This is a genomic window from Christiangramia pacifica, assembly GCF_057221535.1.
The window spans coordinates 1,673,060-1,684,863 of record NZ_CM170146.1 but is presented as its reverse complement, the minus strand read 5'-3'; the positions used below and the strand labels follow the sequence as shown (position 1 = coordinate 1,684,863).

9 protein-coding genes are annotated in these 11,804 nt (G+C 39.5%); all 9 read right to left on the bottom strand.

Translation table 11 applies throughout. The features are described from left to right. Window positions 1–4: 4 nt before the first annotated feature. The 9 genes from ftsA to AC2S94_RS07690 are packed head-to-tail and all read right to left on the bottom strand — an operon-like array spanning window position 5 to window position 11,799. Window positions 5–1,357 (bottom strand): cell division protein FtsA, encoded by a 1,353-nt coding sequence (ftsA, locus tag AC2S94_RS07730; protein WP_484630865.1) that lies wholly within the window; start codon window positions 1,355–1,357, stop codon window positions 5–7. Window positions 1,358–1,360: 3 nt separating this feature from the next. After that, window positions 1,361–2,077 carry a cell division protein FtsQ/DivIB gene (locus AC2S94_RS07725; protein ID WP_484630864.1) on the bottom strand — a complete coding sequence of 239 codons (717 nt, stop codon included), beginning with the start codon at window positions 2,075–2,077 and terminating at the stop codon, window positions 1,361–1,363. Then, window positions 2,067–3,425 carry a UDP-N-acetylmuramate--L-alanine ligase gene (gene murC, locus AC2S94_RS07720; RefSeq protein ID WP_484630863.1) on the bottom strand — a complete coding sequence of 453 codons (1,359 nt, stop codon included), beginning with the start codon at window positions 3,423–3,425 and terminating at the stop codon, window positions 2,067–2,069. Before murC ends, AC2S94_RS07725 begins: the two co-directional genes overlap by 11 nt. Continuing rightward, entirely contained in the window at window positions 3,426–4,529 is a 1,104-nt protein-coding gene (gene murG, locus AC2S94_RS07715) for an undecaprenyldiphospho-muramoylpentapeptide beta-N-acetylglucosaminyltransferase (protein ID WP_484630862.1), read from the bottom strand. Further along, window positions 4,526–5,734, bottom strand: a complete 1,209-nt coding sequence (locus tag AC2S94_RS07710) for an FtsW/RodA/SpoVE family cell cycle protein (protein ID WP_484630861.1) — start codon at window positions 5,732–5,734, stop codon at window positions 4,526–4,528. The genes murG and AC2S94_RS07710 overlap by 4 nt, the downstream gene beginning before the upstream one ends. A gap of 28 nt (window positions 5,735–5,762) precedes the next feature. Further along, window positions 5,763–7,100 (bottom strand): UDP-N-acetylmuramoyl-L-alanine--D-glutamate ligase, encoded by a 1,338-nt coding sequence (murD, locus tag AC2S94_RS07705; RefSeq protein ID WP_484630860.1) that lies wholly within the window; start codon window positions 7,098–7,100, stop codon window positions 5,763–5,765. A 9-nt stretch (window positions 7,101–7,109) separates the two neighbouring features. Then, entirely contained in the window at window positions 7,110–8,342 is a 1,233-nt protein-coding gene (gene mraY, locus AC2S94_RS07700; protein WP_484630859.1) for a phospho-N-acetylmuramoyl-pentapeptide-transferase, read from the bottom strand. After that, complete coding sequence (locus AC2S94_RS07695) at window positions 8,342–9,808, bottom strand: UDP-N-acetylmuramoyl-L-alanyl-D-glutamate--2,6-diaminopimelate ligase (RefSeq protein WP_484630858.1); 1,467 nt, start codon at window positions 9,806–9,808, stop codon at window positions 8,342–8,344. Before AC2S94_RS07695 ends, mraY begins: the two co-directional genes overlap by 1 nt. Then, entirely contained in the window at window positions 9,808–11,799 is a 1,992-nt protein-coding gene (locus AC2S94_RS07690) for a penicillin-binding protein (protein ID WP_484630857.1), read from the bottom strand. Before AC2S94_RS07690 ends, AC2S94_RS07695 begins: the two co-directional genes overlap by 1 nt. Window positions 11,800–11,804: the final 5 nt, after the last annotated feature.

The window sequence follows — 11,804 nt, the reverse complement described above, 5'->3', positions numbered from 1 at the left end:
TTTATTACTCTGCGTTATCTAAAAAATCTTTGAATTTCTCTGCCCACTTGTCAAAAATGCTCTTACGGGCAACTTTTTTCGAGGATTCCTCCTCGTGATCAGCTTCATCTGTCACCTGATCTTCTTCGTAATCTTCGGAATCATTTTCTACCGGACTATTATCTGATAGAACTGCCTCCTCCTGGAATCTGCTATTACCCTTTTCCAGGCTATTCATCACTAAACCAACTGCCGTTGCATAAACCGGGCTGGTGGTTTCTGAATCATTATTTCCGGCTAAATGTTCGTTAGGAAAACCGATTCTGGTATCCATCCCGGTGATATATTCAGCCAGCTGTTTTATGTGCTTCAATTGTGCACCACCACCGGTTAATACTAATCCGGCGATCAATTTTTTCTTTTGCTCGTCATGCCCGTAGTTTTTGATCTCCAGATAAACCTGTTCAATGATCTCCACTACTCTTGCATGAATTATTTTTGAAAGGTTTTTAAGGGTGATTTCCTTCGGCTCTCTTCCTCTTAACCCCGGAATAGAAACGATCTCATTATCCTTATTTTCACCCGGCCATGCTGAACCGAATTTGATCTTCAGTAATTCCGCCTGCTTTTCAATGATCGAGCAACCTTCCTTAATATCTTCAGTAATCACATTACCTCCAAAAGGGATTACCGCTGTATGGCGAATAATTCCATCTTTAAATATGGCGAGGTCAGTAGTACCACCACCTATATCGATAAGAGCAACTCCGGCTTCTTTTTCTTCCTGACTCAATACCGCATTTGCTGAAGCAAGTGGCTCTAAGGTCACTGCAGAAAGTTCAAGTCCCGCGCTCTTTACACATCTTCCAATATTCCTGATCGAAGAAACCTGGCCAACCACCACGTGGAAATTGGCTTCCAGTCTACCACCGTACATCCCGATAGGCTCTTTGATTTCAGCCTGACCATCGACTTTAAATTCCTGTGGAAGCACGTGAATGATCTCTTCTCCCGGCAACATCACCAATTTGTGAACCTGGTTACAAAGTGTATGGATATCATCTGCATCTATCACTTCATCAGGATTCTGACGGGTTATATAATCACTATGCTGAAGACTTCTAATATGCTGCCCAGCAATTCCAACCACCACTTCACTAATCTTCAAACCACTATCGGCTTCCGCTTCCTGTATTGCCTGCTGGATAGACTGGATGGTTTGCGTAATGTTATTCACCACGCCCCTGTGTACGCCAAGAGATTTTGATTTTCCAATACCAATGATCTCTACCTTGCCATACTCATTTTTGCGGCCGATCATAGCCACAATCTTTGTTGTTCCAATATCTAATCCTACTGCAATATCGTTTTGTTCCATAAACTATTTTTTCGTGCACACAACCTGGTCTCCAAATTGTAAGTTCACTTTTTTGTAGGTCTCTAATTTATTTTCTTTCTGTGCTTTCTTATAAAAGGCTTTGAAATTGTTGAATTTTAAAGCCACATTGCTCGAATCTCCAAAATACAGTTCAAAATCCTGCTCTCTAAGATCCAGCGAATATTTATCACCTTTCAGCCGATTAATACCGGTTACATGCCTTTTTAAAAACTCATCTTCTTTAATATGCTTGATGATTGGAAATGCTTTTGTCACATTAGAACCATCAAAACCAAACATTAATGGCACCCTAGCCGAATAAAACCTTGATAAAGGCATGATCTCTCCATTTTTATCCAGGTAAAAGGATGAATTGCCTACAACTCTCCCAATTGGCTTTCTTTGACTTACTATTGCTTCAAGTTTTCCATCAAGTGTCAGGTAAACTTCCGCATTTTCAATCATTTGGTGCTTATTCAAAAGGGCTTCCACCCTATTCAAATCTAAAGTTTCTTTATCTATGCTCGAGACAGCGGCATTATTTTGTATTAACAATTTATTAACCACTTCCTCAGTCACATAGAGATTTTCACTATCTGTAAATTCAACCTTTACCTCACTGATACCTCGCGACTTATGTCGCTTTTCAGCAAAACCATACAAAAGACAAATAATTGCCACCAAAACGAAAGCCTTTATGTAACTTAAACTACGCTTCATGTAACAATCCTTTTTTCACTTTTTCGACTTCTTCTCCAATGTCTCCAGCTCCCATCATCACTACTACTTCAGCATTTTCTGATTTTATCTTATCCAGTAATTCTGATTTGTTCACCAGGGATTTTTCAGGATTGAAAATTTGATCCAGCAACCATGCTGAAGAAATTCCTTCAATAGGCAATTCTCGAGCCGGATAGATATCCAGAAGAAAAACCTTGTCAAATTCTGCAAGACTTGAAGCAAAATCCTCAGCAAAATCGCGGGTACGGCTAAACAGGTGGGGCTGAAAAACCGCTAAAACTTTTTTGTTGGGGTACATTTCACGAATTGCCTGATGCACTGCTGAAATTTCAGTAGGATGATGAGCATAATCATCGATCAAAACCAGGTTATCCGTTTTTATCTTATAACTAAATCTGCGTTTTACTCCTCTAAAACTATATAAAGCCCTGGCCAGACCGTCGGTTGGGGAGCCGTACTCGATCGCCATCGCCAGGGCTGTTATAGCATTTAGCAAATTATGTTTGCCGGGGAGATTAAATTTTAATTCTTTGATTTCGAAAGAAGGCGTACGCAGATCAAAAACATAGCTTCCATCTTTAATTTTAATCTTATTAGCAGAGATATCGCTATCGTCATTAATTCCTATGCTGACACCGTTTAATGGCAACCCATTCTTAAAAAACAACTTTCCATCTTTCGGAACCTTGGCTGCAAATTCTTTAAAAGACTTCTCCAGTTCAAATTTATCTCCATAGATATCCAAATGATCAGCATCCATAGAAGTGATCGCGGCAATATTCGGAGAAAGATTCAGAAACGATCTATCAAATTCATCAGCCTCAACTACAATTACATCATCGCCCTGCATAATCAAGTTAGACTGAATATCTTCGCTAATTCCACCTAAAAAAGCGGTCACTCTAGCGCCAGTTTCTTTTAGTAAATGACCTAGAATAGCGGTCGTAGTAGTTTTACCATGCGTTCCGGCAACAGCCAGGCATTTTTTATTCTCAGTAACCAGACCTAGCAATTTTGCTCGTTTGATAACTTCAAATTTTCTTTCCTGAAGCAACCCAAATTGCTTGTGATCCTTTGGAACTGCCGGTGTATATATTACCAATGTATTATTCTGATTATTAAGAACAACCTCTGGAATCAGTTTTTCCTCATCTTGGTAATTTACTTCAATTCCCTCCTTTTCAAGAGTTCTGGTCAATTCGGTAGAAGTTCGGTCGTAACCTGCCACATAGATGCCTTTGGCCTTGAAATACCTGGCCAATGCACTCATTCCTATTCCACCAATCCCAATGAAATACAGATATTTTATGTGGTTAAGTTCTATCATCTATTTTACTGAGGCATTTACCAATTTCTCTACTTCGTCAACTATATCTGAAGTCGCATTTGGCAATGCCAGTTTTTTAATATTCTGAGCAAACCTGTTCAATCTTCTTTCATCATCCAGAAGACTGAAAAAACATGGTTCAAAACGTTCATTTAATTCATCTTCCGTGATCATAATTGCCGCGTCATGCTCGGTAACCGCCATGGCATTTTTCGCCTGGTGATTTTCTGCAACATTGGGCGAAGGAATGAACAAGACCGGTTTTCCAACGATGCATAATTCTGAAACACTTCCTGCTCCAGCTCTGGAAATGATTACATCTGCAGCTGCATACGCGTAATCCATTCTATTGATAAATTCCTTTGCTCTAACGGTCGAGGAATCATATTTTTTATAATCATCATAATAAAGCTTCCCAATCTGCCAGATCAATTGAATATTTTCATCCCTGAACTTTTTAAGATTGTTCTCAATAAGCTTATTTATTCTTTTCGCACCAAGACTTCCTCCTAATACAAGCACAGTTTTTTTATCATTATCCAGCTGAAAATGCTCTTTTGCTTCAGCTCGTAATTCATCAACCTTCAAAAGATCCTGCCGTACCGGATTTCCAGTTATAATGGTTTTTTCTGCCGGAAAAACATTTTTCACTTTCTCATATGCAGCACATATCTTATTCGCATGTTTCGCCAGGATCCTGTTTGTAACTCCAGGGAGAGAATTCTGCTCCTGAATCAAGGTTGGAATTCCTTTTGAAATTGCAACACGAAGTAAAGGTCCACTGGCGAACCCACCAGTACCGATCACGATATCCGGCCTAAAGCTTTTTATGATCTTTCTTGACTTTATAAGACTGCTCATAAGCTTGAAAGGAAAAACGAAATTCTTTAAGCTGAAGGACCTGTCCACACCACTTATCCATAAACCTTCAATTTTATAACCAGCTTGTGGAACCTTCTCCATCTCCATTCGGTCTTTTGCTCCCACAAAAAGAATTTCAGCATCAGGATGCCTTCTTTTGATTTCATCAGCAATAGCGATGGCAGGATAAATATGCCCTCCTGTACCACCACCAGATAATATGACGCGTAAACCTTCTTTCATATCGCTTCGCTTAGAATATCAAGAGGATTTTCCCCTTCGTCTTCCAGTCCTTTATTTTCAAATTCCTTTATCTCTTCTCTTTTCGCACTTACGCTTAAAATAATTCCCAGTGCTATGCATGTCATCCAGATGGAAGTTCCACCGCTACTAACCAGCGGAAGAGTTTGACCGGTCACTGGAAAAAGTTCTACAGCCACTCCCATATTGATGAGTGCCTGAAAAACCACAGGAAGACCGACTCCCATGACCACGAGTTTACCAAAAATGGTATTGGCTTTGGTAGCCACAATTACAATTCTGAAGAGCAATAAGAGGTATGCAAGCATCACTCCAAAAGCTCCTATCAATCCCATTTCTTCAACGATTATCGCGTAGATAAAATCTGAAGAGGATTGTGGTAAAAAATTTCTTTGTACACTTTTTCCAATACCAGTTCCGGTAATACCTCCCTGAGCGATTGCAATTTTGGCTCTTTCAACCTGGTATTGTTCAGTTCCTTCTTCATCATCAAAGAAGGTTTCAATTCGGCTTGACCAGGTATCAACTCTGTTCGGTAATAATCCCGGAAATGCTTTAGCAGTAAGTATGAAAATACTCAGCATTAGAATTCCGGCACCAACGATAGCCCCAAGGTATTTTATAGGATAACCACCTAAGAACATCAACACCAGCGTCATACAGAAAATTATGGCTGTAGTGGAAAAATTGGCCGGCAAAATTAATACTAAAACAACGAATACAGGCAACCAAAGCGGGAGAATTGTTTCCTTAAATGTGACCGTTTTTTCAGTAATTTTCGATAAATACCTGGCTACGTAGACCATAAGGACAACTGCCGCCAAAGTTGAAGACTGAAAGGAAACATTCAATATTGGTATTTGTATCCATCTGCTGGCATAAGCGCCTTCAATTGTAGTTCCCTGCGCGATAGTAAATAATAACAATACAATGATCACCGGCAACAGCAGAATGGAAATTCCGCGGAAATAGTGATAAGGTATTTTATGAACAGCGAATAAAACACAAAATCCTAAAAGCAAATGGAAGAAATGCATCACGAGATATCCCGAAGTGCTTCCATCTCCATGAAGATATGCAAGGTTGCTACTGGCACTGTATACCGGCAAAAATGAAAATATTGCCAACAAGCCGGCTACCGCCCAGATCACCTTGTCTCCTTTAAGATTTGAAAAAACGTTGCTCATTTGTTCTTTTTCTACTTTTTTCTAGTGGTTATAGATTTCTAACCGCTTCTTTAAATTGTCTTCCTCTGTCTTCGTAATTTTCAAAAAGATCGAAACTTGCACAGGCCGGAGATAATAACACATTATCACCTTTATCTGCAAGTCTGTATGCCATTTGCACCGCTTCGCTCATGGAAGTTGTTTCAACCATTGTTTCTACGATATTTCCGAAGGAAGCTTTAATCTTTTCGTTATCCACACCAAGGCAGATGATGGCTTTTACTTTTTCATTCACTAATGGAAGAAGGTCATCGTATACATTTCCCTTATCCACACCACCAATGATCCAAACAGTTTCAGATTCCATACTTTCTAAAGCATAAAATGTTGCATTTACATTGGTTGCTTTTGAATCATTTATATAAAGTACATTGTTAATTTTCAGCACTTTTTCAAGGCGATGTTCCACTCCCTGGAAATTAGCCATACTCTCGCGGATGGTCTGTTTTCTAATGCGGAGTAACTGAGACACCATGGAAGCTGCCATGGCATTTTTTGCATTATGTTTGCCTTGAAGGGCAAGTTCTGATGTTGGCATAGTAAATTCTGTGTTATTAATGTTTACAACAATTGTTTCGTTTTCTATATATGCGCCGTTTTCAATTTTTCTTTCAATTGAAAATGGCAGTTTTTGAGATCTTATAGGATTTTTCGCAAGCCAGCCGGTAATATTCTTATCATCTGCATCATAGATGAAATAGTCATCCCCGGTTTGATTTTCAGCAATTCTGAACTTTGAAGCGATATAATTTTCCAGTTTATAATCATATCTATCCAAATGGTCTGGGGTGATATTGGTTAAAATCGCAATGTGTGGTCTGAATTTTTCTATTCCATCCAGCTGAAAACTGCTTAATTCCAATACGAACCAATCATGATTTTCTTCCGCAACCATCTTCGCGTAAGAATTTCCAATATTCCCTCCTATTCCTGAATCAACTCCACCTTCCTGAAGCAAATGCTGAACAAGATTGGTTACTGTGGTCTTTCCGTTACTTCCTGTAATACCTATTACCGGAGTTTCAGAATACCAGGAAGCGAATTCAATTTCAGAAACCACCGGAATATTCTTATTTCTTAGCTCCACGATCATTGGAGCTGTATCTGGAATTCCCGGACTTTTCATCACCACATCGGCATCGAAAATCTTTGATTCCGTATGCTGTTGGTCTTCCCACTCAATCTCAATATGTTTAAGAACTTCTCGGTACTTATCTTTAATTTTCCCTTTATCTGAAAGAAAAACATCGTATCCGTTTTTTCTGGCCAGGATTGCCGTTCCAATCCCACTTTCTCCTCCACCCAGTATGGCAATTTTCTTACTCACAGTTTCAGATTATCTAACCTTCAATGTCACGATGGTAAGAATCGCGAGAAAAATTCCTATAATCCAGAACCTCACAACGATCTTACTTTCATGTTTTCCTTTCTTCTGATAATGATGGTGCAAAGGCGACATCAGGAAAATCCTACGGCCTTCGCCAAATCTTTTCTTAGTGTATTTAAACCAACCCACCTGCATTACCACGGAAAGGTTCTCTACTAAGAAGATTCCGCATAAAAGTGGAATCAATAATTCTTTTCTGGTGGCGATTGCTAGAACTGCTATAATTCCACCGATGGTCAAACTTCCTGTATCACCCATAAAAACCTGGGCCGGATAAGTGTTATACCATAAGAAACCAACCAAGGCTCCTGCAAATGCTGTAATAAAAATGGTCATTTCCCCAGAACGTGGGATATACATGATATTCAGGTAATCTGAGAAAATGATGTTACCTGAAACCCAGGCAAAAATACCCAGTGTTAATACGATTATTGCGGAAGATCCTGCGGCGAGCCCGTCGATCCCATCTGTTAAATTCGCTCCATTGGAAACGGCAGTGACAATAAAAATTACGATCGGTATAAAGATCAGCCAGGCATAATTCACCAATTCTGGATTTATCCAGCTTATCAAACTTGAATATTCAAATTCATTATTTTTTACGAACGGGATCGTGGTACTGGTATCCTTTACTTCAGGACCCATATCTACAACCTCAGCTCTGGCGATCACATTTTCTGTAGGATTGGTTTCAGTAACCACTTCTTTAGTTGTGATCTGCGGATGAAAATACATGGTGCAACCCACGATCAACCCGAGACCTATCTGACCAATCACTTTAAAAATTCCTTTAAGACCTTCTTTATCTTTTTTAAAGGTTTTGATGTAATCATCCAGAAACCCGATTGCTCCCATCCAAAGTGTAGTCACAATCAGGAGAATGACATATATATTTTCAAGTTTTGCAAAAAGGAGTACCGGGATGAGGGTCGCGATGATTATGATCACACCACCCATAGTTGGTGTTCCGGCTTTTTCTGTCTGACCTTTTAATCCAAGATCACGAACGCTTTCACCAATTTGCTTTGCTCTCAAATAATTGATAATCCTTTTTCCATAGATCGTTGAGATCCCCAGCGAGAGTATGATTGCCATGGCAGATCTGAACGACAGGAACTCAAACAACTGTGCGCCAGGCAACTGATACTGATCTTCTAAAAATTGAAATAAGTAATACAGCATTATTTATCCAGTTGTTTTAAAAATTCGTTCACGATCTTTAGATCATCAAAATCAACTCTTTTACCATTCACTTCCTGGTAGGTCTCATGGCCTTTACCGGCGATGAGAATAATATCATTAGGTCCCGCCATCTGGCAAGCTGTTTTTATAGCCTGCTTTCTATTGGTGACACTTATTGTTTTTTTAAAATTTTGAGGTTCTACACCAGCCTCCACATCCTCAATGATCTTTTCAGGATCTTCAGTTCTTGGATTATCACTGGTAAAAACAACTTTCGTACTTAAAGCTGAAGCAATATGCCCCATTTTAGGCCTTTTAGTAGTATCCCTGTCGCCGCCACAGCCAACAACGGTGATCAACTCTTCGTTCTTGGTACGAATGCTATTGATCGTTTCCAATACATTTTTCAATGCGTCCGGAGTATGAGCGTAATCAACAATTGCAGTGATCTTCTCTTTTTCCGAAATGACATACTGAAATCTTCCGTTTACCGAATTCAGCTCACTTATTAATCTTAAAATTTCCAATGTTTTCAATCCCAACAGATTGGCGGTGGCATAAATTGCCAGAACATTGTAAGCATTGAAATTTCCGATGAGTTTAGTCCACAGCTCCTGCTCATTTATCTTCAAAAGCAATCCTGTAAAATTATTTTCCAGTATCTGCGCTTTATAATCTGCATAAGACTTCAGGGCATAAGAGTATTTCCTGGCCCTGGTATTTTGAAGCATTACAGAACCATTTTTGTCATCTATATTGGTTAAGGCAAACGCTGAAGACGGCAATTCATCGAAAAAGCGCTTTTTAACATCACGGTATTCCGCAAAATCCTTGTGATAATCAAGGTGATCATGAGACAGATTCGTAAATATTCCACCAGCAAATTTAAGTGCGGAAGTGCGATGCTGATCTATACCATGAGAACTTACTTCCATAAAGCAGTATTCCACACCAGCATCATTCATATCTTTTAAGTAAGAATTGATCGTAATAGAATCTGGAGTGGTTCTAATAGCAGTGTGCTCATCATCTCCAACCATCACTTTGACCGTAGATAATAACCCGCATTTATAACCGGCTTTGGTAAACAGATCGTAAAGCAGGGTGGCAATGGTAGTTTTACCGTTTGTCCCAGTTACTCCGACCAATTGCAATTTTTCCGAGGGATTATCATAATAATTCGCGGAAATATATGCCAGAGCTTTTTTGGTATCTTCTACTTCTATGTATGTAACTCCGTTGATCTTATCTTTCGGAATTTCTTCGCAAACGATTGCTAATGCTCCCTGGTTTTCAGCATTCTTAATGAAATCATGGCCATCTGAAACTGTTCCACGGATAGCTATAAAAACATCATTCAGTTTTACTTTCCTGGAATCGAATTGAATATCGTTAATGGTCACACCGGTATCGCCATTCACCGCCTTCATGTTCACCTTATAGAGTATGTCCTTTAAAACGCTCATTAACTCAATTCCAATTTTACTGTTTGTTTATTCTTTAATTTCTGTCCGGCAGATACCGATTGTCTTTTTACCACACCCTTCCCATTGAACTTAACTTCCAATCCCAGGTTTTCAAGAATTGATATCGCATCCATTGCCGGCATTCCGGTAACGTCTGGCATTAACAATTTTTCATCCTGAATTTTGGTATAATATTTATCGAAATCGGTTTTAACTTTTTTATCCTGAACATCCAGAGATTCAAGTTCATCCATAACCGGAGTATCTGTGTAGATCTTCCTGGCGATATCCTTGAAAACGGGCGCCGCGACGATATTTCCGTAATAACCTTTTCTCCTGTTCGGCTTGTGGATCACTACAATGCAGGAATATTTAGGATTCTCTGCCGGGAAGTAGCCTGCAAATGAAGCGATATATCTTCCTGGTTCGATCCAGTATTCCGTCTGGCAAGTTCCGGTTTTTCCGGCCATGGAAAAATTCTCTGTGTGAATGTTAGCAGCAGTTCCTCGAATAACTGTATTCTTCATCATTGCGCGAACCTTCTTGGCTGTTTCTACAGAACAAATCGAAGGATTCATCACCTGCTTTTCCATCGTTATAATTGGTTTATCGCGATCTTTTACTTCTTTGATGAATCTTGGTTTGATCATTTCACCATCATTAGCTATGGCATTATAAAAAGTCAGGGTTTGCAATGGAGTAATTGAAACACCATAACCAAAAGCCATCCACGGTAAACTCAAACCGTTCCAGTTTTTGTCTTGAGGGTGAGGAATTCGGGGGGATCCCTCACCTTTGATTTCAAGACCAATTTTCTGGTTAAGTCCCATTGAGTATAGTCTATCAACAAATTTTGAAGGATCATTTTTATATCCTTCTGTGATCATTTTTGTAAATGCTGTATTCGAAGAAACTTCGAAAGCTTTAGCAGCAGAAATCTCACCGTAACCGCCATGATGCGAATCACGAACTGGCCTACCGTAGAACCTCACCACCCCTTTTTCAGTATCAATGATTTGGCTTGTATCTACTACTTTATCTTCCAAAGCAGCAACCATGGCCATTAATTTAAAAGTGGATCCAGGCTCATGAGCTTCATAAACCGCATAATTTCTTTTTTCAAAATATGTCCCATCCTTGGTGCGCCCGAGATTAGACATCGCTTTTATTTCACCGGTTGCAGTTTCCATCACTACTACAGTACCGTGCTCAGCTTCAAAATTTTCCAGCTGACGCAATAATGAATGATGTGCTATATCCTGAATATTTACATCTATGGTAGAAACCACATCATAACCATCCTTCGGTTCCATTTCATTATTATCGCTGATCGGCTTCCATTGACCTTTGGCGATCTTTTGCTTTAAACGTCGACCATCTGTTCCACGCAAGTAATTACTGAAGGCTCCTTCCAAACCAACCCTGGTGAAATATCCATTTTCATCCCTTCTCTCATAGCCAACCGTTCTTTCTCCCATTTTGCCAAGCGGATGTTCACGAACAGTGGTTTGCTCTGTAATCATTCCACCTTTATAAGCTCCAAGATTGAACATTGGGAAACTCTTGATCTTCATGTAATCTGAATATCCAAGGTTTCGAGCAATAAGAACATAGCGCTGCTTATTAGCCCTGGCCGCTCTTAACTTTTGAGAATAGTAAGAAGCTGGTTGACCTAGCATTCCGGAAAGTTTCTCAGAAAGTGGTCCTATATTTTCTTCAAAATTTTTATCTGAAACTGTTACCGCATCAAAACGGATATCATATTTAGGAACTGATGTTGCCAGGAGATTTCCGTTGACATCGTATAAATTCCCACGGTTAGCAGGAATTTTAAAATTCTTCAGAGTTCGCTCTTCAGCCAGCTCTTTATAATGATCTCCATGTGCGAATTGAATATCGAGCAACTTAAACCCTACTGCTATCGCAAAAACAAGGAGACAGCCAGCCACGAAATACAAACGATTCAGGATGCTTTTTTCGGTTGTAGCCATTTCAG

What these genes read in the sequence shown, in the direction of transcription:
- AC2S94_RS07710 (WP_484630861.1), bottom strand. Translation starts at nt 5,734, where the DNA reads ATGAGCAACGTTTTTTCAAATCTTAAAGGAGACAAGGTGATCTGGGCG.
- murC (WP_484630863.1), bottom strand. Translation starts at nt 3,425, where the DNA reads ATGATAGAACTTAACCACATAAAATATCTGTATTTCATTGGGATTGGT.
- ftsA (WP_484630865.1), bottom strand. Translation starts at nt 1,357, where the DNA reads ATGGAACAAAACGATATTGCAGTAGGATTAGATATTGGAACAACAAAG.
- AC2S94_RS07690 (WP_484630857.1), bottom strand. Translation starts at nt 11,799, where the DNA reads ATGGCTACAACCGAAAAAAGCATCCTGAATCGTTTGTATTTCGTGGCT.
- mraY (WP_484630859.1), bottom strand. Translation starts at nt 8,342, where the DNA reads ATGCTGTATTACTTATTTCAATTTTTAGAAGATCAGTATCAGTTGCCT.
- AC2S94_RS07725 (WP_484630864.1), bottom strand. Translation starts at nt 2,077, where the DNA reads ATGAAGCGTAGTTTAAGTTACATAAAGGCTTTCGTTTTGGTGGCAATT.
- murG (WP_484630862.1), bottom strand. Translation starts at nt 4,529, where the DNA reads ATGAAAGAAGGTTTACGCGTCATATTATCTGGTGGTGGTACAGGAGGG.
- AC2S94_RS07695 (WP_484630858.1), bottom strand. Translation starts at nt 9,808, where the DNA reads ATGAGCGTTTTAAAGGACATACTCTATAAGGTGAACATGAAGGCGGTG.